The following is a 24,660-nucleotide window of genomic DNA, read 5'->3' on the forward strand; positions in this document are numbered from 1 at the left end:
TCGCCAGTTACCCAGCTCCCCCAGGGGCCAAACTCACGATTTTCCGGCTTGCCGCATCTGCTCGTCCGCCCGGACCCGTTCCGCCGTCCACCGGCGCACCCGTTCCCGGGCCGTCGGGTTCTCGTACCCGGGATTGGCCAGGTCCTGGCTCGCCGACCGGAGGCCGGGGCGCTGCCTGCGCTCCTCCGGGCTCGGGACGTCACCGGCGTCGGCGGGCAGTCCGGTGGCGATCAGATACGCCAGCCCGGGTGAGATACCGAGCCGCCGGGCGGCGTCGGGATAGTCGCAGCCCTGGTCGAGCAGTGCACGTACCTGGTCCCTCGTCGGCATGTCCGCCTCCCGTCTCTCCCGGACAGGTCATGGTCTTCCCCCTCCCCACAGATCTCACACGAGCGGTTGGTACGGAAATTTCTTTCGGCTGTGGCGTGTGCCACCCCAACGCGAGGGTACTCGCCGGGCGCCCGTGAAGAACCGAAACGGAAGGCACAGCGGCGTGATACCTACAGCGAACGGCAGGATCAGTTTCCATGCCCATGCCCCCGCCGTGGTGTGCGGCGAGTGCGGCTACCGGACGGCGCGGATCGCGTCGGTGACAGACGAGGCAGGGCGCCCGACCGGCAGCGCGGTGGTCTGCCTGCCGTGCCGGGAACGGGAGCGCAAGCTCCTCGCCGTCGGCAACAGGCGCGCCCCGGCCCCGGTTCCGCGCCCGCGCACGGGAGGCCCCCGCTGACCCGCGTGTCCGCACGCCACGCACACGTGTCCGCACGCCACGCACACGTGTCCGCGTCCTGTGCGCGAGTGTCCGCGCGCTGTGTCACAGGACCCGCCGCCCCTGTGTCGTGAGGCGCCGCCTCCGGCCGAAGGTCCCGGTGAAACGACGTCCAACGGCACTAGGTGGCCGCCTCCGGCGCCGCGATCCTCGAAGCAGGACCTACCGAGGAGGCGAACGACGATGCGCGCGCTGGTGATCTACGAGTCGATGTTCGGCAACACGCAGACGATCGCGAAGGCCATCGCCGCGGGTCTTTCCGCACGAATGGACGTCGAGCTGGTGGAGGTCGGCGACGCCCCGGCGACGGTGGCCGGCGACGTCGGGCTGATCGTCGTCGGCGGGCCGACTCACGCGTTCGGCATGAGCAGGTCGTCGACGCGGCAGGACGCGGCCGAACAGGCGAGCGAAGGGCTGGTGTCGGCGGGCAGGGGCATCCGCGAGTGGCTGGCCGAGGCGCGCATCCCGCACGGCACGGGCGTCACGGCGTTCGACACGAAGTCCGCCAAACCGCGGCTGCCCGGCTCGGCCGCCGCCAAGGCGCACAAACGGCTGCGCAGGCTCGGTGGCAGGCCCGTCGCGCCCGCCGAGACCTTCTATGTGACGGGCGTGAGCGGCCCGCTGGCCGAGGGCGAGACCGAGCGGGCCCGCCGCTGGGCCGAGCGGCTCGGGACCACGCTGAGGTGATCTGCCGCCCCGCCGAGGGAGAGAACAACGACATCCTCGGCGCGGACAAGCATCGCAGACGGCGCGATTTCGTGGACGAGCCGCACAGTGCGCGTCGCGCGGCACCGGCTACGTCGACCTGTCGCGACATGCCGTGCTCGGCGTGCGGCTCTCGCTCACCGGCAACGGTGCAGGGCAGCGGGATCACGTGTTCGCTCTCGTCTGCGGGAGCCCCTTCCGACGGTGTCGTCGCGGACTCGTTCGGTTTGGGCTGTCACGGCCAGGAACGCGGCGGGAGCCTGGACAAAGTGAGGTGCCGGTACCAGCCGTCGAATCGGCGGCATTGGTCGTGATCCGACCAGGTCCCGTTCTAGGCGAACTGGCAGGTTTCCTCGACGGCCCTAAGGGATCCTGCTACGCGGACGAGTTCGGCCAGGGTACCGGGTGTTGCGCTGTTGCAGATGCAGTAGGGCAGCTCCGCGAGCAGCCCCAGCAGGCACCGATCATCAGCTACTGTGAGAACGTGGCAACCGCGCCTTCTTCGAGAACCGACACACCTTGAAGCTGATCACACGGTGGCCGTCCTCGTGATCACGACACGTCACGAGCACTGCATGCGGCACACAGGGAGCACTGCGTGACGATGGCCCCTCGGCGCTGGCCGGACGAACTCGCGACCGACGAATTGCGGCTCCAACAAGAGTTTCTTCAGTTCCTACGGCAGACTGCGATCGACAAAATCGCCGGGCTCACCCACGCGCTCGCGACCGCGGCACCCCTTGCCACCTCACCCCGCACCACCGGCCTCGGTGTGATCAAGCACCTCACGGCCATGGAACGGCACTGGATCTCGATCACCGCCGCCGGTGCCGACCTGCCCTCACTGTGGCAAGGCAGCCCGGACCCCTCGTGGAACCTCTCCGACACCGACACACCCGAGGCGGTCATCGCCGCCTACCAGGCGGAGTGGACCCATTCCGCCGACGCGCTCGCCGACAAGAAACCGGATGACCTGGCGGAGGACGGCCAGCGAACCATCCGGTGGATCCTGGCGCACGTCAACCAGGAAACGGCCCGGCACGTCGGCCACCTCGACCTCCTGCGCGAACTCGCCGACGGCGAAGTCGGCGAGTGACCCAAGAACACAAGGTGCGGCTGCTGTAACAACGACGGCCCAATGGCAGTCCATTGTAGATCTCTTTACCCAGTGCGCTGACCACCGGCGTTCCCCGGGGTGTGCCAGCTGCCGATGGTAATCCACCACCCAGCTGACCGGGCCGGCTTCTGTGGTCACCGCATCAGCCGGAGAACCTCTTCGCCAGGTCCCGGAGCCGTTCCACCGCCTCGGCCACCTGGTCGCCGGTTATGTTCACGCCAGGCGTCGGGCCTCGGCCGAGGCGCTCGATCTGATCGGCGAAGCGCAGGTACTCCCGGTGAGCGTGTTCCCGGCAGGCGAGGCAGGTGACGCTTTCGGGACGGGGAGAGGTCATCGCGTAGGGCACCTGGAGTCCGCAGCCGGCGGTGACGACGCTCGGTGCGTCGGTCGCGCGGCCCAGCATCGACGAGATCAGGTTGCGTACAGCGGGTCCGGCCTCCAGCACCTTCTGCTCGACGTGGACGTGCGGATCGGTCTCGCTCATCTGTCCCCGCGCCTTCGTCCGAGTTGTTCTGGAACCAGGCTATCGCCGCCGGGTCGGCGACACACCGAGTTGGGTCCCTCGCAGGGATTGGTGTTGATCTCACTCTTGACGGCATGACGGTGCTGTCAAGAGTGGAGGTGCGATGGCTGAACTGCCCGGGCGCGGCGGTTGTCCGAGGACGAGGCCGCCTCGTCGCCGCGCACGAGGACACCGTGCGGGACGCGATTCACGCGTTCAGCCAGCGAGGGCTGGCCGCGCTGGCCCCTCAGTGGGCGGGAGAGGCCGTCCCGGCCCGATCAACCCCGATGACATCGCGTTCATCGTGGCGACGGCCACTGCTCGCCCGATCACGCTCGGGTGGAACGACTCCGCCAGATCTTGCACGAGCAGGAGATCACCTTCCAGCGCACCCGCAACTGGAAGCAGTCCGCCGACCCGGAGTTCGACGCCAAGCTCGACCGGACCGAGCACGTCGTGCGCCGGTTTCCCGACCGGTGTTTCGCGTTCGACCAGTTCGGGCCGTTGTCGAGCCGTCCGCACCACGGCGCAAAGGCGGTGACCACAGCCTTCACGGCATTGAAGGCCATCCGCGCCGCCCGCCCGGGCGGCGCCCCGATCCACGTCATCCTCGACAACCTCTAGGCGAACAAGACGGCCGATCCGGGCGTGGGCCACGCGCAACAACGTCACGCTCTGCTCCACGCCGACGAATGCGTCCTGGGCAAACCCGATCGAGCCACAGTTCGGTCCACTGCGGACGTTCACGATGAGCAACGCCAACTACCCCAACCACACCGCACTCGCCCGCACCCTGAACTCCTACCTGCGCTGGCGCAACACCCACGCCCGCCACCCCGAGTGCTCGCAGGCCATGTTGTTGTCACCGCACCAGTGTCACTCTCCGCGTTTGCCCTTGCTGTTCCGATCACCGTAACGTGTGTCGAACGCATGTTCGATTCGCGGCTATGCTGATGTGGTGTACAGCGATCAGCAAGCCCCGGAACCACCGGACGTCCTCCTCCCCGGCTCGACCCGCCGAGGCATGCGGATGATGCAGAAGATCCAGCGACTCGGCACCGCGATCGCGAAACTGCAAGCCCGGCAACTCCAGGAAATCGCCGCCCACCCGGCCGACCGCCGCCACGCCCGCGACGTGGCCACCGAACTGGCGGCCACACTGGCGATCAACGACCACGCCGCCGCGAAACAACTCGCACTCGCCCAGGCACTCACCACCCGGCTGCCCCGCACCCTGGCCGCGATGCATCGCGAACTCCTCGATGCCGGCAAAGCCACGAAAATCGCCGAACCAACCGCCTGCCTCTCCGATGAACACGCCCGCCAGGTCGACACCCTGCTGGCCGGCTCGCCGGCCACGACCCCGGCAGCATCCGCCGCGCCACCGGTCGAGCTCCTCCACCACGGCGACGCCATGACCACCCTGGTCGCCGACCTGCCCGCGGAAACCGGCAGCGCCATCTACTCCCGCCTCGACCCCTCGCCCGCCGACGGCGCCGCACCGGCGACTCCCGCACCTCGACCAACTCCGCGCCGACGTGTTCGCCGACCTCCTGCTCACCGGCGCTCCCGAAGGCACCTCCGGCGGCAAAGCCGACATCCACGTCTACGTCGCCTGCACACCCTCACCGGACCCAACCAGCACCCCGCCGAACTCGCCGGACACGGACCCATCCCCGCCTGGCTCGCCCGCCACATCGCCGCCGACCCCCACAGCACGTGGCGGCGCATCATCACCGCCCCCTCCACCGGCCTGCCCCTCGATGTCGACGACGCCGCTACCGCCCACCCGCCGTCACCGCCGACTACGTCCGCATCCGCGACCGCGAATGCCGCCACCCCTCCTGCCACCGCCCCACCCAGTTCGGCGAGATCGACCACACCACCGCCTGGCAACACCAACACCCGAGAACTCGCCGGCTACTGCACCCGCCACCACCACACCAGACACCAACCCGAATGGAGCCACCACCCCGACCACCACAGCGGCACTCACCATCACCACCCCCTCAGGACGACAGCGCACCAGCACACTCGAACCACTGCACGAGCCACGCCCCCAACCCGACGATCCGCCACCGTTCTGACAACACACCTCACAACGGAAGGAGGCATGCCGGCGGTTACGCACGGCAGGGCGAGGGAGGCCGTGCGCCGCCGATCAACCAAAGGCGGTACTCACAGCTCCGGCCGGCACCACGCTCGATGAGTCCTAGACCGGGTCGAGGTCGGCCGCTTCCCTCGGCATCGGCGACACCAGATCATCCGCCCCGTCCCGTCCCGGATGGGTCCACAGGAAAACGGGGGCACCCTCTTCGGCACCGGCAGCACCGATCGGTCGTTGCTCGGTGACGATGCCAGAGGTCGGGGCGGCTACGCCGTCCGGTCCGAACGGCTCGAGCCCCGCCCGCCGGATGATCTCGCAGGCGTCTTCGGCGCCCAGTCCCACCACGTCGGGTACCTCGGTCACCGGTCGGCGTCCACGCATGTCGTGATTGTAGGGGGCAACGGGTCTCCATAGCGCGCTCGCCGAGCGGAAACACTCAACTCAGCAGGAAGGAGACGAGATGTCATCACCGATGCCGGTAACGATCGTGCAACACAACCCGGCACAGGCGGTGCCTTGCTCCACTGTAGACGGTCGCAGGGAACCGCGTCGTCGGGCGGGCGGCGCCCATGGCACCGACGACGATGATCGGCCGGTGCCGCCACACGGATCCGAGATCGGCGGTCGGTCCGATGACAGGGCGCCGCCGTCTGCCCAGTCGTACAAGTGGGCGTGGCAGCCTCGATCCCGCCGATCCCGGCCCACGCGCTCGCCCGCTAGAACACCAGTTCGATGCAGGGTATCCTCGGAAACATGTCCACTCCACTGCAGGGGTGCCTCTTCGACGCGGCCGGGACGGCCGAACTCCGGCCGCTCGACGGCCTCCGGCGCAGCACGCTCGGCCAGGGCGCCTGGATCGACGTTCTGCCGGGCTGGCTGACCGGTGCCGATGCGCTGTTCGACCGGCTGATCAACGAGGTGCCATGGCACGCCGAACGCCGGCGCATGTACGACCGGGTGGTCGATGTGCCGCGGCTGCTGAGCTTCTACGACGAGGACGATCCGCTACCCGATCCGGTACTCGCCGAGGCGCGGTCGGCGCTCAGCGCCCACTACGCCGCCGAACTCGGCGAACCGCTGCGCACCGCGGGCCTCTGTTACTACCGCGACGGACACGACAGCGTCGCGTGGCACGGCGACACCATCGGCCGCGGCAGCACCGAGGACACACTGGTCGCGATCCTCTCCGTCGGTGCGCCGAGGGCACTGCTGCTGCGCCCGCGGCGCGGCCGGGGCGGCACCGTGCGGCACGCCCTCGGCCACGGCGACCTGATCGTCATGGGCGGCTCCTGCCAGCGCACCTGGGAGCACGCGGTGCCCAAGACGAACCGGCCGGTCGGCCCCCGGATCAGCATCCAGTTCCGCCCCCGCGGGGTCCGCTGACTCTTCCGGAACGGCGCCGTCGTGCGGCACGCTGGAGCCGGCCCGGCGCGCCTGGGTTGCGCACTCCGCAACGAGCACCCGGGTTTAGCGACCGGCGGACTGGACACCCTGCGGACACAACATCGCGCAGGAGGGAACACTTCGTGCCCGAGAACATCTTTGTGGTGGGCCTGGACGACTGGAACCTGGAGGTGCTCCAGAAACTGCCGGGTGCCGAAGACCACAGGTATCACCAGCTGCTGGAGATCGACGAGCTGCAGGCCGAGGACATCGAGTTCGAACAGCTGCTCGACAAGGCACAGAGACACCTGGAGTCCTTCGGCGAGCCGGTGAACGCGATCGTGGGGTACTGGGACTTCCCCGTCTCCTCGCTGGTTCCGGCGCTGTGCGAACGCTTCGGGCTGCCCGCCTCCAGCCTGGAGTCGGTCGCCAAGTGCGAGCACAAGTACTGGAGCAGGCTGGAACAGCAGAAAGTGATCGACGAACACCCGCAGTTCGCGACGATCGACCTCGAACAGCACGCCACGCTACCGGAAGGGCTCCACTACCCCCTGTGGTTGAAGCCGGTGAAGTCCTACTCGTCGAAGCTGGCCTTCCGGGTGGACGACGACGACAGCTTCAACGACGCCGTCAAGGAGATCCGGGAAGGCATCTCCCAGCTCGGCGGCCCGTTCGAAGCCGTACTCGAACGGGTTCAGCTACCGCCGGAGATCGCGGAGGCGGGCGCACAGGCCTGTCTCGCCGAGGAAGCGGTCGAAGGTGCCCAGCTGACGGTGGAGGGCTACAGCTTCCACGGTGAGCCGCGCGTCTACGGCGTGATCGACTCGGTCTCCTATCCGGAGAGTCCCAGCTTCCTGAGGTACCAGTATCCCTCGGTGCTGCCCGAGCACATCATCGAGCAGGTCTCCGACATCTCGAAGCGGGTCGTCCGGCAGGTCGGCCTGACCGAGACGGCGTTCAACATCGAGTACTTCGTCGACGTCGAGCAGGACCGGATCAGGCTGCTGGAGGTCAACCCCCGGCACTCCCAGTCGCATGCGCGGCTGTTCGAGGAGGTCGACGGCGTCGCCAACCACTACTACATGGTGAGCCTCGGCCTCGGCCGCGAACCGCGGATGCCGCATCGGGAAGGCCCCTACGAGATGGCCGCGAAGTGCTTCCTGCGTGCGTTCAACGACGGCGTGGTGCATCGCGTGCCGACCGCGGCGGAGATCGAGCAGGTGGAACGCGACCTTCCCGGTGTCTCGGTGCAGATCACCACCGAGCAGGGTGCGCGACTGTCCGAGCAACAGGCCCGGGACAGCTACACCTTCGAGCTCGCCGACATCCATGTCGGCGCCAACAGCCAGCGCGAACTGACGGCCAAGTACGAGCAATGCGTGGAAGCGTTGCCTTTCGATATCGAGGAGATCGAGGAGTAGGAGGAACCGCTGTATGCGGACGGTGACCTCGTTTCCCCACCCCGTCCGTGAGGATGAACATGTCTGGATCCCGCTGTCGGACGGCACCCGGCTGTCCGGGCGGATCTGGCGACCGGTGTCCTCCGACAACGACCCGGTGCCGGCGATCCTGGAGTTCATCCCGTACCGCGAACGTGACCTGACGGCGAAGCGGGACTCCATCCACCACCCCTACCTCGCCGGGCACGGCTACGCCGGGGTGCGGGTGGACCTGCGCGGCAGCGGCGACTCCGAAGGCGTGCTCGCCGACGAGTATCTCGAGCAGGAGCTCATCGACGGTGAGGATGTGCTGGCCTGGCTCGCGAAGCAACCGTGGTGCAACGGCCGCACCGGCATCATGGGCATCTCGTGGGGCGGTTTCAACGCACTGCAGATCGCGGCCCGGCGGCCGCCGAGCCTCGGTGGCATCGTCACCGTCAGCTCCACCGACGACCGCTACGCCGACGACGTGCACTACATGGGCGGGTGCCTGCTCTCCGACAACCTGTCGTGGGCGTCGACGATGTTCGCGTACATCTCGTGCCCACCGGATCCGGCCATCGTCGGTGAGCAGTGGCGCAAGATGTGGCACGAACGGCTGGAACGGGCCGAACCGTGGATCGTGGAATGGCTGCAGCACCAGCGCCGCGACGACTACTGGCGGCACGGTTCGGTGTGCGAGGACTTCTCCGCGATCACCTGCCCGGTGCTCGCTGTCAGCGGCTGGGCCGACGGCTACTCCAACTCGGTGTTCCGGTTGCTGGCCAATCTCGATGCCCCCCGCAAGGGACTGATCGGGCCCTGGTCGCACAAGTACCCGCACCTGGGCGAACCGGGGCCGGCGATCGGCTTCCTGCAGGAACTGGTCCGCTGGTGGGACCGCTGGCTCAAGGACGATGACAACGGCGTCATGGACGAGCCGATGCTGCGGATCTGGCTCCAGGACAGCGTGCGGCCCTCGACGGCATACGAGGAACGGCCCGGCCGGTGGGTCGGCGAGACGGAATGGCCGTCGCCACGGCTGGAGGAAACGCAGTTCACGTTGCTGCGCAACACTCTTTCGGAAGGCGAGCACGAGTCCGAAGAGGAGCTCACGATCGAGTCGCCGCTTTCGGTCGGCCAGTTCGCGGGCAAGTGGTGCTCCTACAACGCACCGCCCGACCTGCCCTACGACCAGCGCGAGGAGGACGGCGGCTCACTCGTGTTCGACACCGAGGTGCTCACCGAGCGCTGGGAGATCCTCGGCGCACCGATGGTCAACCTGGAGTTCGCCGCCGACCGGGAGAACGCGATGGTCGCCGTGCGGCTCTCCGATGTCGCGCCGGACGGCAGCGCAACGCGGGTCAGTTACGGCCTGCTGAACCTCGCGCACCGCGACGGCCACGCCGAGCCTGCCGCACTCGTGCCCGGCGAACGCTACCGGGTGAGCGTGCAGCTCAACGGGATGGCGCAGGCGTTCCCGGCCGGCCACCGGATCCGGTTGTCGATCTCCACGTCGTACTGGCCGCTGGCGTGGCCGCCGCCCGAACCGGTGCGGCTCAGCGTGTTCGCCGGCGCCACCCAGCTCGTGCTGCCGGTCCGCCCGATCGATCACGACGAGGCGCCGCTCACGCCGTTCGGCGAGCCGGAGGGCGCGGCACCGATCGAGACGACGCAGCTCGAACCCGGCGAGCAGAAATGGTCCGTCTCCCGTGACCTCGTCGACTATCACTCGGCACTTGAAGTGGTGAAGGACCTCGGCGTCGTCCGGTTCGAGGACATCGACCTGGACGTCCGCCGCCGCGCCTACGAGAAGTACGAGTGGGTTCGCGACGACTTCACCTCGGCACGCGGGCACGTCGACTGGACGATGCGGTTCGTCCGCGGCGACTGGGACGTCGAGACGACCACGCACACGACGCTGACGTGCACGCCCGAGGAGTTCCGGGTCTACGCCAGGCTCGACGGCTATGAGGGCGGCCAACGCGTGATCTCCCGGAACTGGCACACCGCGATCCCGCGCGACCACGTCTGACGAATCGTCCGGAAGCCCCGTTTCCGGACGGCACCGAACTGCGGCGATCCTCATCGAGGAGGTGACGATGAGCGTTCTGGTCCTCATTGGCCGTATCCTGTTCGTGGCGATCTTCCTGGCCTCGGCACTCGGCCATCTGACACAGACCCGCGCCATGGCCGGCTACGCCGAGTCGAAGGGCGTCCCGTTCGCGAAGGTCCTGGTACCGGGAACCGGGGTGCTGCTCGGTGTCGGAGGGCTGATGGTGCTCCTCGGTGTCTGGGCCGATCTGGGCGCGTTGCTGCTGCTCGTGTTCCTCGTGCCCACCGCGCTGATGATGCATCCGTTCTGGAAGGAACAGGACCAGCAGGCGCGGCAGAACGAGATGATCCAGTTCAACAAGGACATCTCGCTCGGCGGGGCGGCACTGACGCTGTTCGCGTTCTTCGCCTACGTCGAAGACCTGGGGCTGACGATCACCGGTCCGCTGTTCGGCCTGGGCTGAGGTTACCGCAGGCGCCGGATGCCGTCGTTCAGGCGTTCGGTGACCCCCTCGGCGTCAAGGCGTTCCAGCAGGGGCACCGCGACGCGGCGCGTGGTGCCCAGTGCGCGGCGTGCCTGGCTCACCGAGAACGTCTCCCCGGCCTCGGCGAGAACGCGGGCGGCCCGCGACACGGCGTCCGACCCGAGCACGACACCTTCGGTGATGCGCAGCAGCCTCCCCGCCCGCTCGGCGGCGGCGAGTTCCCGGACGCCGAGGCCCAGTGCGGCGAGGTCGTCCGCCTCGGGCGCCTGGAACGGCTGCTCCGCGAGACGTTCCTCGACCCGGCACACGGCCCGCTCGACCCGGGGCGGCAGCTGGTGCGCCGTGGCCGGGCGGCGCACGAGCCCGTCGTGCAGCTCAAGCCCGGAGCCGGACAGCACGGCGGGCAGGAGCTCCGCGGGTACACCCAGGACACGCCGCAGGGACTCCACGGGCATTCCCGCGGCGAGCGGGTTCTCCCGCGCCCAGTCGGACCACCGGGTGCAGGCCCGTGCGGGCAGCTCGGCCCACAATCCCTCGTCCACCACCCAGTCGCCGAAACGGGTCGCGGGCGGCCGCCACCCGAGCATGCGCAGTTCCCGCCCGGGGACGACCCCGTGCCTGCGGACGTAGGCGTCCGCGGCGTCCCCTGCGTCAAGCTCGAACGCCCTGGCCGTCGCGGCGCCCCGGCGGCGGAGGCTGGGCGGGCGCACGTCGAGGACCTCGACCCCCGCCGGAACCCGGTGCTCGCCGGGATCGCGGAGCAGGCCGCCGTCACCGGCCCGCAGCGGCAGCCCGCCGGCCAGCGTGAGCCGCGCGGTGTCCGTCCCCAGTGGACGGACACGGCAGGGTACCGCGGCGGCACCGACGTGCAGCACGAGCTCCCGGTGCAGCTCCCCGGCCTTGTCCCCGCGCAGCCGCACGTCCAGCTCGGTAGTGCTCGGCCACGCGCCCGGGGTGATCAGCGCGTCCCCGCGCCGGACACCGTCCCGGTCGACGCCGCGCAGGTTCACCGCGACCCGCGCCACGGCGGGGACCTCGTCGTGGTCCGTCCCGAGCGACTGCAGTGCCCGCACTCCCACCCTGCGCCCGGTGCCGGCGAGCACGAGTTCGTCACCGGTCCGCAGGGTGCCCGCCGCCAGCGTGCCGGTCACGACCGTGCCCGAGCCGCGCACGGTGAACACGCGGTCGATCCACAACCGGACCTCGGCGGCGGGGTCGGGCGCGGGCAGCGCGCCGGTCAGCGCGGTCAGTTCGGCCCTGAGCCGGTCGAAGCCCTCGCCGGTGTGGCCGCTCACCGCGATCGCGGGCACCTCGCCGAGCGTCGTCGGCCCGATCCGCTCCCGTGCCTCGTGGAGCGCGGGCGCGGGGTCCGCGCGGTCGGCCTTGGTGACCACCGCCAGGCCGTGCCGGACGCCGAGCGCGTCGAGGGCGGCCAGGTGCTCGCTCGACTGTGCCTGCCAGCCCTCGTCGGCGGCCACCACGAACACGGCTGCGGCGACCGGGCCGACGCCGGCCAGCATGTTCGACACGAACCGTTCGTGCCCGGGCACGTCGACGAACGCGAGCACGTCCCCGTTCAGCTCGGCCCAGACGAAGCCGAGGTCGACCGTCAGCCCGCGGCGGCGCTCCTCGGCCAGGCGGTCCGGTTCCATCCCGGTCAGCCTGCGGACCAGAGTCGACTTGCCGTGGTCGACGTGTCCCGCCGTGGCTAGGACGTGCATCGCGTGACCACCTCCAGCAGCCGCTCGTCGTCGCCGGGCTCGACGGTACGCAGGTCCAGCAGGCAGCGGCCGCGTTCGACCCTGCCGACCACCGGTGGATCACCGCCGCGCAGCCGGTCGGCCAGCTCCTCGGGCAGGCTCACCGCGGCGCTGGGCAGCCGCACACCCGGTGCTCCCCCACCACCGACCGCGGCGGCCGAGTCCACGGCGACCGCGTCCACGCCGCGGCGCGCCAGCCGCGCGGCCAGTTCTCCGGCGCGGGCCCGCAGCGCCGCCGGATCGGCATCGAGCGCGGCGCGCACAGGCGGGCTGGGGCCGCGCAGCGTCGCCTCGAGCGCGGCGAGGGTGAGCTTGTCCACCCGCAGCGCACGCGCACTCGGGTGCCTGCGCAGGCGTTCGACCATGGCCTGTTCCCCGAGCAGCAGGCCTGCCTGCGGACCGCCGAGCAGCTTGTCGCCGCTCGCGGTGACGAGTGCGGCACCGTCGCGCAGCAGGGTCGTGGCGTCGGGCTCGTCCGGCAGCAGCGGATGCGGCGCGAGCAGGCCCGAGCCGATGTCGGCCACGACCGGCACTCCGAGCTCGGCGAGTTCGGCGACGCCTGCCTCGGCGGTGAAGCCGGTGATGCGGAAGTTCGACGGGTGGATCTTGAGCACGAAGCCGGTGTCGGGACCGAGCGCGTCGGCGTAGTCGCTCACGGTGGTGCGGTTGGTGGTGCCGACCTCGCGCAGCCGCGCGCCGCCGGCGGCGAGCAGGTCGGGGATGCGGAAGCCGTCACCGATCTCGACGAGCTCGCCGCGGCTCAGCACGATCTCCTTACCCGGCGCCATGGCGAGCGCGCAGAGAAGCAGTGCGGCCGCGTTGTTGTTCACCACGTGCACGCCACCCGCGTCGGGTACCGCCCCGGCGAGCGCGGCCAGCGCGCCCTGGCCGCGCCGGGCACGCCGTCCGCCGGTCAGGTCGAACTCGACGTCGGTGCTCCCGCCCGCCGCCCGCACGGCGTCCAGCGCGGCGGCCGAAAGCGGGGCACGGCCGAGGTTGGTGTGCACCAGCACGCCGGTGGCGTTGAGCACGGGCCGCAGTGACGAGGCGGTGGCGGGCAGGGCGGCCGCCGCCTCGTCGGCGACCTCGCCGGGGGCGATCTCCCCGCGGCGGGCCCGGTCCTGCGCGGCGCCGACCGCCTCCTTGACCAGCGCGTGCCCGAGCTCGTGTGCCGCCTTCGCGAGCCGGGGCTGCGCCAGCAGCGCATCGGTGCGAGGGATGTGCCTGCGCGGGTCGGCGTGGTCGGAGTCGCTGCTGCTCATGGTCCGGGCCTCTGGGTTGCTGGCGGAGGCGGACGGGAATCGAACCCGCCAACGGCAGTGCCTGCCGTTCAACGGTTTTGAAGACCGCGCCGGCCACCAGGCCGGATACGCCTCCCTGAGCCGTCAGCCCATCCTCGCAGGAGGCCGCGACATGTGCGACTTCAGCGGCGGCCGCACCATGGTGACATGGCTTACCGACTGACCCAGTACGCCCACGGCGGTGGCTGCGCGTGCAAGATCCCGCCCGGCGAGCTCGAGGACATGGTGCGCGGGCTTGCGGGCTCGGCCCCGGCCGAACCCGCTGGGGAACTGCTCGTCGGGCTCGACGACGGGGACGACGCCGCCGCGGTGCGCATCGAGGGTGGCCAGGCCCTCATCGCCACCACGGACTTCTTCACCCCGGTCGTCGACGATCCGTACGACTGGGGGCGGATCGCGGCCGCCAACGCGCTCTCCGACGTCTACGCCATGGGTGGCCGGCCGGTCGTCGCCGTCAACCTGCTGTGCTGGCCGCGGGAGACGCTGCCGTTCGAGCTCGCCGCCGAGGCCCTGCGCGGGGGCACGCAGGTGTGCGGTGACGCCGGTTGCCATCTGGCGGGCGGGCACAGTGTCGATGATCCGGAACCGAAGTACGGGCTCGCGGTCACCGGCACCGCGGACCCGGACCGCCTGCTGCGCAACGACGCCGGGCGGCCGGGCCTGCCGCTGTCCCTGTCGAAGCCGCTCGGTCTCGGGGTGCTCAACACGCGGCACAAGGCCACCGCGGAGCGGTTCGAGGAGGCGATCGAGGTGATGGCCGCCCTGAACGACCGCGCGTCGAGGGCGGCCGTCACGGCGGGCGTGAAGTGCGCGACCGACGTGACCGGTTTCGGGCTGCTCGGGCACCTGCACAAGCTGGCAAGGGCGAGCGGGGTCAGCGCGGTCGTCGACGCGGCGGCGGTGCCGTTCGTCGCGGGCGCGCGGGAGGCGCTGCGGGACGGCTTCGTCAGCGGCGGCACCCGGCGCAACCTGGACTGGGTGCGGCCGCACACCGACCTGTCCGCGGTCGACGACGACACCGCGCTGCTGCTGGCCGACGCGCAGACCTCGGGCGGCCTCCTGGTCGCGGGCGAGGTGCCCGGCGCGCCGGTGATCGGGGAGCTGGTGCCCCGCCGCGAGCACACCGTGGTGGTCCGCTAGCGGGTTTGCCCGGCCCTGGCCCGGGAATGCCTGTGCTGACAGCTTGCTCCAGAACCGGGCCAACCCGCGATCGCGGCGGCGAAACGGACGGAGCAGACCGAGTCCCGGCGACGGGACCAGGTTGCGCGTTCAGGAGCACGCTGACCACGGAAGGGAGGACGCCATGCCGGATCCGGGCAGTCACCAGTACGACGTGCGGCGCGCCCGGTTGCGTGCCGAGTACGACGATCGTGGCGTGCCCGACCAGCACGCGGACCAGAGAGCCAACGAACGGCTGGAGCGGGAGTATCCCGCGCGGCCGAAGGGTGACCCGGAACGCGCGGCCGGGCCGAAGGGCACACGCGGGACCAGCCGGGGCGATCCGGCCATCGGCGACCCGCCCCGTCCGGTCGCGGCCGAGCTGGAGCTGCGCAGTCAGGCGTTCAGCGACCACACGCTGATCCCCGACCGGTACTCGCGGCCGGGCGGCAACTCGTCGCCACCGCTGGAGTGGACGCGCGTGCCCGACGGCACCGAGGAGCTCGCGCTGGTGTGCGAGGACCCGGACGCGCCGGGCGGCACGTTCACGCACTGGGTCGTCACCAGCATCCCGCCGGACACCGGCGGTGTGGCCGAGGACCGGCTGCCCGCGGGCGGCACGCCGGGGCGCAACGACTTCGACGAGCTCGGCTGGGGCGGGCCGCAGCCGCCGGCAGGCGACGACACGCACCGCTACTTCTTCCGGCTGTACGCGGTGGACCGCCCGCTCGGCCTCGGCGAGGGCGCCAGCGGGGCGGACGTGCACGCCGCGGCGGAGGACCACACCCTGGCCCGCGGCACGCTCGTGGGGCTCTTCGCCCGCTGACACCGCTGACACCGCCCGCTGCCGCCCCCCGCCTCGTGAGTGCGCACGCGAGTTCTAACTCGCGTGCGCACTCACGAGGGCGTGCTCAGCCGGGGGCCGGTTCGATGTGGACGACCTTCGTCGCCGTCATCTCGTCGAGCAGTTCCGGGCCGTAGCCGAAGCCCTGCCCGCTCGCGCGCCGGGGCTCCGCCGCGCCGCCCGGGGCGCCGCCGAACACGGCGTTGACCTTCACCGTGCCCACGGGCAGCGAGCGCCACGCCCGCTGCGCGTGTTCCATCGACGTGGTCAGCACCGTCGCCGCGAGACCGTAGCGGCCGGCGCAGGCCTCGTTCAGCCCCTGCTCGAAGTCGCTGACGGCGCGCACGGGGGCGACCGGGCCGAACGTCTCCTCGCTCATGACCCGCATGTCCGGCGAGCAGCCGGCGAGCACGGTGGCCGGGTAGTACGAGCCGGGCCCGCCCGGTACGACACCACCGGCGCGCAGCCGGGCGCCGTCAGCGACCGCGGCGGTGACCTGCTCGTGCACGCCGTCCCGGTGCGGGACGTCCACCAGCGGCGTGAGCCCGATCCGGTCGGCCTCCGCGGTGAGCGCGTCGACGAAGGCATCGGCGATGGCGTCGTGCACGTAGATCCGTTCGACCGCGACGCAGATCTGCCCGCTGTTGGCGAACGCTCCGGTCGCGGCCTGCTTCGCCGCCCACACCGGGTCCACGTCCGCGTCCACGAGCAGGGGGTCGTTGCCGCCGTTCTCCAGCAGTACCTTCGCGCCGGTGCGCGCGGCCCCCTCGGCGATCGAACGGCCTGTCGCGGTGCTGCCGACGTGCGCGATGAGGTCCACCTCCGGGCTCCCGGCGAGCCACGAGCCGACCTGACCGTCCCCTGCGACGCTGCTCAGCACGCCGTCCGGGAAGTGCGGGATCAGCAGCTCACCCAGCATCAGGCCGGTGTGCGGGCACCGCTCACTGGGCTTGTAGACCACCGTGTTGCCGACCGCCAGTGCCGCGCCGAGCAGGCCGCAGGCCACCGCGACCGGATCGTTCCACGGGGTCAGCGCCGCCACCACGCCATGCGGCTCGGGCACCATCAGGTCGGTGGCCGACACGTCGCCGAGCAGGCTCCGCCCGCGATGCACCGGCCCCAGCTCCGCGTACTGCTCCAGGGTGCCCGCACCGGCGAGCACGCCTCCCTTGGCCTCGTCGAGCGGCTTGCCGGTCTCCGCCTGGTTCACCGAGGCGAGGTCGTCGGCCCGCTCACGCAGCGCGGCCGCGGCCGCGCGCAAGGCCGCCCCTCGGTCCGCCGCCGGGGTCCGTGCCCACGTGTACCGCGCCTCGCGCGCCCTCGCGAGGGTGTCGGTCACCTCCTCGCGAGTCGCCATCGCCACCCGGCCGACGAGCCGCCCGTCGGCCGGGTTGTCGATCCGGATGCTGTGCGGCTCGTCCACGCCGGCGGCGGGCAGGTCGAGTTCAACGGCGAGATCAGTCATGGCGTACCTCCTGCGGGCAGGGTGGTCCGCCGCCGACCGGAGTAAACGTCGCGCTCGCCGGTCCTGCTCGGCGCCGTTCAGCTCCGGGAGTACTCCTTGCTCACCGCGTTGGGCCCGTCGTAGGTGCGGTCCGGCAGGTTGCGCAGGTGCTCGAGCACCTCCTCGTCGGCACCCTTGTCCTTCGCGTGCGCGACCAGGCTGTCCCGGTCACACGGGTAGTCCACCCCGGCGAGGTACTTCTGCATCTTGATCGGGTTCGGCTGGGACACGGTCCTCTCCTCTCCTGGCGTCTGCGCAGCGCATACCCCGGCCCGCGCCCCGGAAACCGCGGGCGGCGGCCCGATTCGGAAATGGCGGCGGTGGGTACCCGCGCGCTGTGGAGGTGGATCAACAGCAGTTGCTCCGGACGGTCACGAAGGTGACGAGCATCCTGCGGGCGAACGACATCCCGTTCGCGCTCGCCGGAGGCTGTGCGGTGTACGCGCACGGCGGTCCGGCCACGGAGCACGACGTGGACGTCCTCGTCACCGAACGGGACGCGCATCCGGCGCGCCAGGCCCTCGTCGCCGAGGGCATGCGCGCCGTGGACCCACCGGAGGACTGGCTGACCAAGGCCTACGACGGCGACTGCCTCGTCGACCTGATCTTCCGGCCCAACCAGCGGCCGGTGACCGCCGAGATGCTCGACCGCGCCCGCATGCAGCGGGTCGGCCCGGCCTGGGCGCCGGTCGTGCCCGCCACCGACCTGGTCGTCGACAAGCTGCTCGTCCTCGGGCCGCACCGCTGCGACCTCACGCCGCTGCTGCCGGTCGCGCGGGCGCTGCGCGAGCAGGTCGACTGGAACGAGGTCGCCCGCGAGACAGCCGGATCCCCTTACGCCAGGGCCTTTCTCACGCTGATCGCGGATCTCGGCGTCGTGCAGGCGCAGGAGCTCGCCGGCACCCTGCGGACCGTTCCCAAGGGAGGACCGACCGATGCCCGGCCCGGATGACACCGAAGCGCCCCAGTACCGCGCGGCCAGGTTGCGCCGCGCGCTCGCCGAGGACACACGCACCGCCGAGCTCGGCGTGCAGGTCACCGTCCGCGGCGAGCACGTGTACCTGTCCGGGTCCGTGCCGTCGCGGCAGCGCAAGGAGGAACTCGACCACGTGCTGCACGAGAAGGAACCCGGCACCCGGGTGCACAACGACGTCCGGGTCGTGGAGGCGGGCGAGCCGGGCGAGCCGGAGGTGATCGAATGATCAGGATCGCGGCGGTCGGCGACGTTCATCTCGGCGAGGACGCGCACGGCCGGCTCCGGCCCGCACTCGAACGGCTCCCCCAGCACGCCGACGTCCTGCTCCTGGCCGGTGACCTGACGCGGCACGGCACGGAGGAGGAGGCGCGCGTCGTCGCCGCGGAGTTCCGCGACCTCGGCGTCCCCGTACTCGCGGTGCTCGGCAACCACGACTACCACTGCGACGAGGTGTCCGCGCTCACCCAGATCCTCACCGACGCGGGCATCCAGGTGCTGGAGGGCGACGGTGTCGTGCTGCCTGTCGGCGGGCTGCGGCTCGGGGTCGCCGGGGTGAAGGGCTTCGGCGGCGGCTTCGCCGGCAAGTGCGGCAGCAACTTCGGCGAGCCGGAGATGAAGGCGTTCGTCGGCCACACCATCGAGATCGCCGACAAGCTGCGCTCGGCACTGGACTCGCTGAGCTGCGACACCCGGGTCGCGCTGATGCACTACGCGCCGGTGCCCCAGACACTGCACGGTGAACCGCCCGAGATCTACCCGTTCCTCGGCGCCTACCAGCTCGGCGAGGCGGTCGACGCGACGGGCACCGACCTGGCGCTGCACGGGCACGCGCACATGGGCTCCGAGCGCGGTGTGACACCGGGCGGGGTCCGGGTGCGCAACGTCGCACAGCCGGTGATCCGCTCGGCGTTCACCGTCTACGGCCTGGAAGCCGGCACCGGCGAGGACTGACCGGCACCGCGCCTCAGCCGGGCCTGCCGCCGGAACCGATGTCCTGCACGGCCGCGTCGATCCGCTCGGCCAGCCGGATGTCCGGCTCGGTGACCGCGCCCCGCCGATCCGTGCGCAGCGTGAAGGTGACACCGTCCTCGAAACGTTCGGTGTGCGCGTGGTCGTTCATCTCGCGCGCCTCCCGCTGCACCCGGTCGATCAGCGGGCTCACCCGGTCGTCCGGCAACCGGACGGTGCGGGAGATGCCCGTGTGGTCACCGCTCCATCCGGTGAGGCCACGCAACGCTCGTTCGACGTCCTCATCGGACAGTTCGGTCGGCTCCCCCGGCCGCACGCTCTCCGCCCGGTGGGGTGGATCACCGTCGGCGGCCAGCACGTCCAGCAGGTCGGAGGCCATGCGCGAGCGCAGGAAGTCGACGAGATCGGGGTCGTTGTCCCGCACGCCCGCGAACACCGCCTTGGCAAGGTAGCGGGCCCGCTCCGGCGTGGTGTCCAGCCGGTGGGCAACCTCGACGAGCAGCTCGTCGGCGTCGCGCGCCTCGAGCTGGCCGGGAACCCGGGCGGCCTCCTCCACCGTACCGGGCAGGTCCTCGGCGAGCCGCCGCCGGTCCTCCGGCCGCAGGCAATGCCCGATCGTGCTCAGCACGGCCGCCGTGGCGCCGCGCGCCTGCTCCGTGCTGTCCAGCTCGGCGTACTCGCGAACCGAGTCGACGAGATCCTGATGCTTGATCACGGGTTTCCCCTCCTTCCTGCCGATGGCCGCGGACTACCCGTCCGCGCGCCCCGCTATTCGCCGGTTTCGCGGCAGGCGGCGGCGGGAAAGCTCCGAAGCGATGCAGAACGAAGTCGCGCAGGCACGGCAGGATGCGCTGCCCTTGCGCAGCCCGCAGGACCTCGATCCGGTACTCGCGCGGATCGGGGCGGCGCGGTACGTCCTCATCGGGGAGGCCTCGCACGGCACCGCCGAGTTCTACCGCTGGCGTGCCGAGCTCACGAAGCGGCTGATCGCCGAGCGTGGATTCTCGTTCGTCGGGGTCGAGGGCGACTGGCCGGACTGCCACCAGGTGCACTGCTGTGTGAGCGGGGCTCCCGGGGCGCCCAACGACCCGCGGCAGGTGCTGTGGGGCTTCCGGCGGTGGCCCACCTGGATGTGGGCGAACGAGGACGTCGCCGACTTCGCCGAGTGGCTGCGCGGATTCAACGCCGCGAACCCGGACCGGCCACCCGCCGGGTTCCACGGCCTGGACGTGTACAGCCTGTGGGACTCGCTGCGCGGCATCATCGACTACCTGCGCGAGCACGAGCCGGACAAGGTCGCGGCCGCGGTGGAGGCTTACCGCTGCTTCGAGCCGCACGGCGAGGATCCCGGCTCCTACGCCCGGTCCACCGCCGCCCTCGTTCCGCGAACGTGCGAGGACGAGGTGGTGCGGCTGCTGGCGCAGCTGCGGAGCAAGCACGCCGGCTCGGCGACCGAGGGACTCGATCCGGCGTTCGTCGCCGAGCAGAACGCGGAGATCGTGGCCGGCGCCGAACGCTACTACCGCGAGATGGTGCGCGGCGGCGCCCGGTCGTGGAACGTCCGCGACGAGCACATGACCGACACCCTCGACCGGCTGGTCCGTGCCTACGGCCCCGGCGCGAAGGCGGTGGTCTGGGCGCACAACACCCATATCGGTGACGCGCGGGCGACCGACATGGCCTCGGTCGGGATGCACAACGTCGGCCAGCTCGCCCGGCAACGCCACGGCGCGGACGATGTGGTGGCGATCGGTTTCGGCACGTACTCCGGCAGCGTCGTCGCCTCCGGGTTCTGGGGCGGCCCCGTGCGCCGGATGCCGCTGCCGGAGGCGAGTCCCGGGACCACGGAGGCGCTGTTGCACGAGGCGGCGCCGGAGCGCGACAGCCTGTTCATGCTCGACGGCGACGACGCACCCGGCTGGGCGAGCTCGGTACGCGGGCATCGGGCGATCGGGGTGGTGTATGACCCCTCCGCGCACCGGCGCGGCAGCTACGTCCCCACGGTCCTCGCCGACCGCTACGACGTGTTCGTCCACTGTGACCGCACCGAGGCGCTCGATCCGCTGCATCCCTGGGAACCGGAGACGGGCGAACCGGAGACCTACCCGTTCGGGCAGTGATGGCACGGGCGGGTTCGGCGGCAGTGGGCGGAAAGGAGCGGCCATGGCAACGACCGTCATCCGGGAGGGCGACCCCGGCGGGCCCGCGGTGCTGGTGCTCGATCCGGGTGAGGTCGAGCAGCGCGAGCTGCCCCGGACCTGGCGGCGAATGACCGTCGAACGCCAGGTCGTGTGGTGCCGTCTTGCCGCGCCCCACGCACTGGCGGAGGCCGAGCGGTTGCTGACCGATCCCGATGCCCTCGGCAGGCCGATCGACGTGGTCACCGGCGGCGCCGTACCCGAGGCCGTGCGGCAAGCGCTGGGCCGGCATCCGGGGCCGGTGCGCTCGCTGCTGCTGGTCGACCCGGCCGACGGTGATGACGAGCGGGAGATCGACGGCGTGCAGGTCCGGGTCGTCACCCGCGGCGCGCGACCGCGGTCGCTGGCGGAACCCGAGGTGGCCGAGTCGGTGACCTCCGCCATCGCGGAGGTCGATGCCGGCGGGAGCGGTCCACCGGCGCACTGAGTGCGGAGAAGACTAGGAGGCAACTGATGACCGAACCGGCCCGTGAGGAACTTCCCCTCGCCGACTACGACCATCTCCCGGTCGGGTCACTGCGCGACCGGATCCGGTCGCTCACCGCCGGGGAGGTGCGGCAACTGCTCGACTACGAGCGGGCGCACGGTGACCGCGCGCCGGTGACCACCACGTTGGAGACCCGGCTCGAACAGTTGGAGCAGGGCGCGGAGCCCTCCCCCGGCGGCGACCAGGAAACCCGGCCGGAGCAGTCCGCGCCGACCCGGCACGGCTCCCCGGTGTCGCCCGCGAGCAGCGCGGAACCGATCCACCCGCCCCCGAAGGGGGTCGCAGGCCAGCCCGGCAAGCCGAAGGGCGACCGCCAGTGACGCCGTGTCCGCGGCCCCATGCGCGCGTGTCCGCGTTCTGTGCGCACAGAACGCGGACACGCGTGCGGGAACCGCGGACGCTGGTGCACCGACCGCGGACACGGGGTCAGTACGCGCGGAACCGGCGCAGGCGGAGGCTGTTGCTCACCACGAACACGGAGCTGAACGCCATCGCGGCACCGGCGATCATCGGGTTGAGCAGGCCGGCCGCGGCCAGCGGCAGGGCGGCCACGTTGTAGGCGAAGGCCCAGAACAGGTTGCCCTTGATCGTGCGCAGGGTCTGCCGCGACAGCCGGATCGCGTCGACCGCCGCGCGGAGGTCACCGCGGACCAGGGTCAGGTCCCCGGCCTCGATGGCGACGTCCGCACCGGTGCCCATGGCCAGGCCGAGGTCGGCCTGCGCGAGCGCCGCGGCGTCGTTGATGCCGTCGCCGACCATCGCGACGACCTTGCCCTCGGACTGCAGGCGCTTCACGACGTCCACCTTGTCCTTGGGCAGCACCTCCGCGATCACGGTGCCCATTCCGTCTCCGGCGTCGATCCCCACCTCGGCGGCCACCGACCTGGCGACGGCCTCGTTGTCGCCGGTGAGCAGCACCGGGGTCAACCCGAGCTCGCGCAGCCTGCCGACGGCCTCCCGGGAGGTCGGCTTGACGGTGTCGGCCACGACCAGTACCGCCCTGGCCCTCCCGTCCCAGGCGACGGCGACCGCGGTCCGCCCCTGACGCTGCGCCGCGTCGGCGGCCTCGGCCAGGTCGGCGGGCAGCTCCTGGCTCCACTGCCGCAGCAGCGCCGGCCTGCCCACGAGCACCGCCCGGCCGTCGACGACGCCCCGCACGCCGAGCCCTTCGACGTTGGCGAACTCCTCGACCGTGCCCAGCTCACCGGCCCGCTCGGCCGCGCCACGGGCGATCGCCCTGGCGATCGGGTGCTCGGAGGCGTTCTCCAGCGCGCCCGCCAGGCGCAATGCCTCCCCGGTGTCGGTGCCTTCGGCCACGTGCACGTCGGTGAGCGCCATCCGGCCGGTGGTGACCGTGCCGGTCTTGTCGAGCACGACGGTGTCCACCCGCCGCGTCGACTCCAGCACCTCCGGGCCCTTGATGAGGATGCCGAGCTGCGCACCCCGGCCGGTGCCCACCAGCAGCGCGGTCGGTGTCGCCAGCCCCAGTGCGCACGGGCAGGCGATGATGAGCACCGCCACCGCGGCGGTGAACGCGGCCGCGGCCGAACCGCCGACGGCCAGCCACGTCACGAGCGTGCCGAGCGCGAGCACGATGACGATCGGCACGAACACCGCCGAGATCCGGTCGGCGAGGCGCTGCACGGCGGCCTTGCCGGTCTGGGCCTGCTCGACCAGCTTCGCCATCTGCGCCAGCTGCGTGTCCGAGCCGACCCTGCTCGCCCGCACGATCAGCCGCCCGCCCGCGTTGACCGTCGCGCCCACCACGGTGTCGCCCGGCCGCACCTCGACCGGCACCGACTCACCGGTGAGCATGCTGGCGTCGACCGCGGAGCTGCCCTCGTCGACCACGCCGTCGGTGGCGATCTTCTCCCCCGGCCGGACGACGAAGCGGTCTCCCACCGCGAGCCGGTCGGTCGGGATGCGCTCCTCGCGCCCGTCCCGCAGGACGGCGACCTCCTTCGCGCCGAGCTCGAGCAGCGCCCGCAGCGCGGCGCCGGCCCTGCGCTTGGAGCGCGCCTCGAAATAGCGGCCGGTGAGGATGAACGTCGTCACCCCGGCCGCGACCTCGAGGTAGATGCTGGCGTCCCCGCTCATCCGCTCGATGGTCAGCTCGAACGGGTGTGTCGTCCCCGGTATGCCTGCACCACCGAACAGCAGCGCGTACAGCGACCAGAGGAACGCCGCGAGGGTGCCCATCGAGATGAGCGTGTCCATCGTGGCCGCGCCGTGCCTCAGGTTCGTCCAGGCGGCCTTGTGGAAGGGCCAGCCCGCCCACACCACCACCGGCGCGGCCAGCGTCAGCGAGATCCACTGCCAGTAGGTGAACTGCAGCGCGGGCACCATGGCCAGCAGGATCACCGGCACCGACAGCACGGCCGAGCCGATGAGCCGCTGCCGCAGTGCCCGGATCGACTGGTCCTCCGGCTCCTCAGAGTTCTCGGCGGGCTCCGCCCGGCCGGGGCCGGGCAACGTGGCCGCGTAGCCCGCCGCCTCCACCTGCGCCACCAGCTGCTCCGGCTCGACGCCGGCACCGTAGGTGACGCTGGCCTTCTCGGTGGCGTAGTTCACCGTCGCCGTGACACCGTCCAGCTTGTTGAGCTTGCGCTCGATTCGCGCAGCGCAGGAGGCGCAGGTCATCCCGCTGATCGCCAGTTCGACCTCGGTGCCCGCGGGCCCCGTCCCCACCTGCGCGGTCATGGCCGCAGCTCGTATCCGGCCTCTTCGACCGCGGCACGCAGGTCCGCGACGTCGACCTCGCCCGCGCTGGTCACGGTCACCGCACCGGTCGGCAGGTCCACCGCGACGTCGGTCACCCCCTGGATCGCGCCTACCTCCTCGGTCACCGAGCGAGCACAGTGCTCGCAGGTCATGCCGGTGACGGTGTAGGTCGTCTCGGTCATGGTGCAGCCCTTTCCGTTC

General features: G+C 71.4%; 26 protein-coding genes and 1 tRNA gene. 15 read left to right on the forward strand and 12 right to left on the reverse strand.

Annotation, left to right across the window (positions count from 1 at the left end):
* Window positions 1–33: 33 nt before the first annotated feature.
* Window positions 34–330, reverse strand: coding sequence for a hypothetical protein (locus tag JAP66_RS18415; protein WP_199433026.1), 297 nt, complete (start codon window positions 328–330; stop codon window positions 34–36).
* 622 nt (window positions 331–952) lie between these two features.
* On the opposite strand from JAP66_RS18415, the gene JAP66_RS18420 reads away from it, so the two are divergent.
* Together JAP66_RS18420 and JAP66_RS18425 are read left to right on the forward strand one after the other, a co-directional pair.
* On the forward strand, window positions 953–1,456 hold the full coding sequence (locus tag JAP66_RS18420) for a flavodoxin family protein (RefSeq protein WP_199433027.1): 504 nt from the start codon (window positions 953–955) through the stop codon (window positions 1,454–1,456).
* Window positions 1,457–2,078: 622 nt separating this feature from the next.
* Window positions 2,079–2,570 (forward strand): mycothiol transferase, encoded by a 492-nt coding sequence (locus tag JAP66_RS18425; protein WP_199433188.1) that lies wholly within the window; start codon window positions 2,079–2,081, stop codon window positions 2,568–2,570.
* A 163-nt stretch (window positions 2,571–2,733) separates the two neighbouring features.
* Here JAP66_RS18425 and JAP66_RS18430 read toward each other — a convergent pair whose 3' ends face one another.
* Entirely contained in the window at window positions 2,734–3,075 is a 342-nt protein-coding gene (locus JAP66_RS18430) for a hypothetical protein (protein WP_199433028.1), read from the reverse strand.
* Window positions 3,076–3,453: 378 nt separating this feature from the next.
* Between JAP66_RS18430 and JAP66_RS18435 the strand changes: the two genes are divergently transcribed.
* Window positions 3,454–3,717, forward strand: coding sequence for a hypothetical protein (locus JAP66_RS18435; RefSeq protein WP_199433029.1), 264 nt, complete (start codon window positions 3,454–3,456; stop codon window positions 3,715–3,717).
* A gap of 283 nt (window positions 3,718–4,000) precedes the next feature.
* On the opposite strand, the gene JAP66_RS32210 is transcribed toward JAP66_RS18435, so the two are convergent.
* Both JAP66_RS32210 and JAP66_RS18445 read right to left on the reverse strand, forming a co-directional pair.
* Entirely contained in the window at window positions 4,001–4,495 is a 495-nt protein-coding gene (locus tag JAP66_RS32210) for a hypothetical protein (RefSeq protein WP_235999129.1), read from the reverse strand.
* 810 nt (window positions 4,496–5,305) lie between these two features.
* Entirely contained in the window at window positions 5,306–5,581 is a 276-nt protein-coding gene (locus tag JAP66_RS18445) for a PASTA domain-containing protein (RefSeq protein WP_199433030.1), read from the reverse strand.
* Between the two features lie 372 nt (window positions 5,582–5,953).
* On the opposite strand from JAP66_RS18445, the gene JAP66_RS18450 reads away from it, so the two are divergent.
* From JAP66_RS18450 to JAP66_RS18465, 4 genes are all read left to right on the forward strand, one after another.
* Complete coding sequence (locus JAP66_RS18450) at window positions 5,954–6,583, forward strand: alpha-ketoglutarate-dependent dioxygenase AlkB (RefSeq protein ID WP_199433031.1); 630 nt, start codon at window positions 5,954–5,956, stop codon at window positions 6,581–6,583.
* Between the two features lie 143 nt (window positions 6,584–6,726).
* Window positions 6,727–8,004, forward strand: a complete 1,278-nt coding sequence (locus JAP66_RS18455; protein WP_199433032.1) for an ATP-grasp domain-containing protein — start codon at window positions 6,727–6,729, stop codon at window positions 8,002–8,004.
* Window positions 8,005–8,017: 13 nt separating this feature from the next.
* Window positions 8,018–10,036 (forward strand): CocE/NonD family hydrolase, encoded by a 2,019-nt coding sequence (locus JAP66_RS18460; protein WP_199433033.1) that lies wholly within the window; start codon window positions 8,018–8,020, stop codon window positions 10,034–10,036.
* Between the two features lie 67 nt (window positions 10,037–10,103).
* Window positions 10,104–10,520 carry a DoxX family membrane protein gene (locus JAP66_RS18465; protein ID WP_199433034.1) on the forward strand — a complete coding sequence of 139 codons (417 nt, stop codon included), beginning with the start codon at window positions 10,104–10,106 and terminating at the stop codon, window positions 10,518–10,520.
* Between the two features lie 2 nt (window positions 10,521–10,522).
* Here JAP66_RS18465 and selB read toward each other — a convergent pair whose 3' ends face one another.
* The 3 genes from selB to JAP66_RS18480 all read right to left on the reverse strand — a co-directional run bounded on the left by selB (window position 10,523) and on the right by JAP66_RS18480 (window position 13,678).
* Window positions 10,523–12,262, reverse strand: coding sequence for a selenocysteine-specific translation elongation factor (selB, locus tag JAP66_RS18470; protein WP_199433035.1), 1,740 nt, complete (start codon window positions 12,260–12,262; stop codon window positions 10,523–10,525).
* Window positions 12,250–13,563 carry an L-seryl-tRNA(Sec) selenium transferase gene (gene selA / locus JAP66_RS18475; protein WP_199433036.1) on the reverse strand — a complete coding sequence of 438 codons (1,314 nt, stop codon included), beginning with the start codon at window positions 13,561–13,563 and terminating at the stop codon, window positions 12,250–12,252. The genes selB and selA overlap by 13 nt, the downstream gene beginning before the upstream one ends.
* A gap of 20 nt (window positions 13,564–13,583) precedes the next feature.
* Window positions 13,584–13,678 (reverse strand) — tRNA-Sec (locus JAP66_RS18480).
* 71 nt (window positions 13,679–13,749) lie between these two features.
* Here JAP66_RS18480 and selD point away from each other — a divergent pair.
* The gene (gene selD, locus JAP66_RS18485) at window positions 13,750–14,742 is read left to right on the forward strand and encodes a selenide, water dikinase SelD (protein ID WP_199433037.1); all 993 of its coding nucleotides are present in this window, start codon (window positions 13,750–13,752) and stop codon (window positions 14,740–14,742) included.
* 367 nt (window positions 14,743–15,109) lie between these two features.
* Window positions 15,110–15,586, forward strand: a complete 477-nt coding sequence (locus JAP66_RS18490) for a YbhB/YbcL family Raf kinase inhibitor-like protein (RefSeq protein WP_372448987.1) — start codon at window positions 15,110–15,112, stop codon at window positions 15,584–15,586.
* 85 nt (window positions 15,587–15,671) lie between these two features.
* Here JAP66_RS18490 and JAP66_RS18495 read toward each other — a convergent pair whose 3' ends face one another.
* Together JAP66_RS18495 and JAP66_RS18500 are read right to left on the reverse strand one after the other, a co-directional pair.
* Window positions 15,672–17,069, reverse strand: a complete 1,398-nt coding sequence (locus JAP66_RS18495) for an aldehyde dehydrogenase family protein (RefSeq protein ID WP_199433039.1) — start codon at window positions 17,067–17,069, stop codon at window positions 15,672–15,674.
* Window positions 17,070–17,146: 77 nt separating this feature from the next.
* On the reverse strand, window positions 17,147–17,338 hold the full coding sequence (locus JAP66_RS18500; protein WP_199433040.1) for a DUF2795 domain-containing protein: 192 nt from the start codon (window positions 17,336–17,338) through the stop codon (window positions 17,147–17,149).
* A gap of 107 nt (window positions 17,339–17,445) precedes the next feature.
* On the opposite strand from JAP66_RS18500, the gene JAP66_RS18505 reads away from it, so the two are divergent.
* The 3 genes from JAP66_RS18505 to JAP66_RS18515 are packed head-to-tail and all read left to right on the forward strand — an operon-like array spanning window position 17,446 to window position 19,035.
* Window positions 17,446–18,060 (forward strand): nucleotidyltransferase family protein, encoded by a 615-nt coding sequence (locus tag JAP66_RS18505; protein ID WP_199433041.1) that lies wholly within the window; start codon window positions 17,446–17,448, stop codon window positions 18,058–18,060.
* Window positions 18,044–18,310, forward strand: a complete 267-nt coding sequence (locus tag JAP66_RS18510) for a BON domain-containing protein (protein ID WP_199433042.1) — start codon at window positions 18,044–18,046, stop codon at window positions 18,308–18,310. The genes JAP66_RS18505 and JAP66_RS18510 overlap by 17 nt, the downstream gene beginning before the upstream one ends.
* Window positions 18,307–19,035 carry a metallophosphoesterase family protein gene (locus JAP66_RS18515; protein WP_199433043.1) on the forward strand — a complete coding sequence of 243 codons (729 nt, stop codon included), beginning with the start codon at window positions 18,307–18,309 and terminating at the stop codon, window positions 19,033–19,035. Before JAP66_RS18510 ends, JAP66_RS18515 begins: the two co-directional genes overlap by 4 nt.
* Before the next feature lie 13 nt (window positions 19,036–19,048).
* Here the strand turns inward: JAP66_RS18515 and JAP66_RS18520 are convergent, their stop codons facing one another.
* On the reverse strand, window positions 19,049–19,768 hold the full coding sequence (locus JAP66_RS18520; protein ID WP_307849614.1) for a DUF2267 domain-containing protein: 720 nt from the start codon (window positions 19,766–19,768) through the stop codon (window positions 19,049–19,051).
* Window positions 19,769–19,868: 100 nt separating this feature from the next.
* On the opposite strand from JAP66_RS18520, the gene JAP66_RS18525 reads away from it, so the two are divergent.
* The 3 genes from JAP66_RS18525 to JAP66_RS18535 are packed head-to-tail and all read left to right on the forward strand — an operon-like array spanning window position 19,869 to window position 22,058.
* On the forward strand, window positions 19,869–21,173 hold the full coding sequence (locus tag JAP66_RS18525) for an erythromycin esterase family protein (protein WP_199433044.1): 1,305 nt from the start codon (window positions 19,869–19,871) through the stop codon (window positions 21,171–21,173).
* A gap of 43 nt (window positions 21,174–21,216) precedes the next feature.
* Window positions 21,217–21,678, forward strand: a complete 462-nt coding sequence (locus tag JAP66_RS18530) for a hypothetical protein (protein ID WP_199433045.1) — start codon at window positions 21,217–21,219, stop codon at window positions 21,676–21,678.
* Window positions 21,679–21,704: 26 nt separating this feature from the next.
* Window positions 21,705–22,058 (forward strand): DUF8129 domain-containing protein, encoded by a 354-nt coding sequence (locus tag JAP66_RS18535; protein WP_199433046.1) that lies wholly within the window; start codon window positions 21,705–21,707, stop codon window positions 22,056–22,058.
* A gap of 106 nt (window positions 22,059–22,164) precedes the next feature.
* On the opposite strand, the gene JAP66_RS18540 is transcribed toward JAP66_RS18535, so the two are convergent.
* Both JAP66_RS18540 and JAP66_RS18545 read right to left on the reverse strand, forming a co-directional pair.
* Window positions 22,165–24,438 carry a heavy metal translocating P-type ATPase gene (locus tag JAP66_RS18540; RefSeq protein ID WP_199433047.1) on the reverse strand — a complete coding sequence of 758 codons (2,274 nt, stop codon included), beginning with the start codon at window positions 24,436–24,438 and terminating at the stop codon, window positions 22,165–22,167.
* Window positions 24,435–24,641, reverse strand: coding sequence for a heavy-metal-associated domain-containing protein (locus JAP66_RS18545; protein ID WP_199433048.1), 207 nt, complete (start codon window positions 24,639–24,641; stop codon window positions 24,435–24,437). The genes JAP66_RS18540 and JAP66_RS18545 overlap by 4 nt, the downstream gene beginning before the upstream one ends.
* Window positions 24,642–24,660: the final 19 nt, after the last annotated feature.

It is taken from the genome of Qaidamihabitans albus (assembly GCF_016464705.1).
Classification (GTDB): domain Bacteria; phylum Actinomycetota; class Actinomycetes; order Mycobacteriales; family Pseudonocardiaceae; genus Qaidamihabitans; species Qaidamihabitans albus.

Coding starts and splice junctions, on each gene's coding strand:
- JAP66_RS18420 (WP_199433027.1), top strand. CDS start 953: ATGCGCGCGCTGGTGATCTACGAGTCGATGTTCGGCAACACGCAGACG.
- JAP66_RS18430 (WP_199433028.1), bottom strand. CDS start 3,075: ATGAGCGAGACCGATCCGCACGTCCACGTCGAGCAGAAGGTGCTGGAG.
- JAP66_RS18425 (WP_199433188.1), top strand. CDS start 2,079: ATGGCCCCTCGGCGCTGGCCGGACGAACTCGCGACCGACGAATTGCGG.
- selA (WP_199433036.1), bottom strand. CDS start 13,563: ATGAGCAGCAGCGACTCCGACCACGCCGACCCGCGCAGGCACATCCCT.
- JAP66_RS18415 (WP_199433026.1), bottom strand. CDS start 330: ATGCCGACGAGGGACCAGGTACGTGCACTGCTCGACCAGGGCTGCGAC.
- JAP66_RS18445 (WP_199433030.1), bottom strand. CDS start 5,581: ATGCGTGGACGCCGACCGGTGACCGAGGTACCCGACGTGGTGGGACTG.
- JAP66_RS18495 (WP_199433039.1), bottom strand. CDS start 17,069: ATGACTGATCTCGCCGTTGAACTCGACCTGCCCGCCGCCGGCGTGGAC.
- JAP66_RS18465 (WP_199433034.1), top strand. CDS start 10,104: ATGAGCGTTCTGGTCCTCATTGGCCGTATCCTGTTCGTGGCGATCTTC.
- JAP66_RS18545 (WP_199433048.1), bottom strand. CDS start 24,641: ATGACCGAGACGACCTACACCGTCACCGGCATGACCTGCGAGCACTGT.
- JAP66_RS18460 (WP_199433033.1), top strand. CDS start 8,018: ATGCGGACGGTGACCTCGTTTCCCCACCCCGTCCGTGAGGATGAACAT.
- JAP66_RS18530 (WP_199433045.1), top strand. CDS start 21,217: ATGGCAACGACCGTCATCCGGGAGGGCGACCCCGGCGGGCCCGCGGTG.
- JAP66_RS18515 (WP_199433043.1), top strand. CDS start 18,307: ATGATCAGGATCGCGGCGGTCGGCGACGTTCATCTCGGCGAGGACGCG.
- JAP66_RS18510 (WP_199433042.1), top strand. CDS start 18,044: ATGCCCGGCCCGGATGACACCGAAGCGCCCCAGTACCGCGCGGCCAGG.
- JAP66_RS18450 (WP_199433031.1), top strand. CDS start 5,954: ATGTCCACTCCACTGCAGGGGTGCCTCTTCGACGCGGCCGGGACGGCC.
- selD (WP_199433037.1), top strand. CDS start 13,750: ATGGCTTACCGACTGACCCAGTACGCCCACGGCGGTGGCTGCGCGTGC.
- JAP66_RS18525 (WP_199433044.1), top strand. CDS start 19,869: ATGCAGAACGAAGTCGCGCAGGCACGGCAGGATGCGCTGCCCTTGCGC.
- JAP66_RS18535 (WP_199433046.1), top strand. CDS start 21,705: ATGACCGAACCGGCCCGTGAGGAACTTCCCCTCGCCGACTACGACCAT.
- selB (WP_199433035.1), bottom strand. CDS start 12,262: ATGCACGTCCTAGCCACGGCGGGACACGTCGACCACGGCAAGTCGACT.
- JAP66_RS18540 (WP_199433047.1), bottom strand. CDS start 24,438: ATGACCGCGCAGGTGGGGACGGGGCCCGCGGGCACCGAGGTCGAACTG.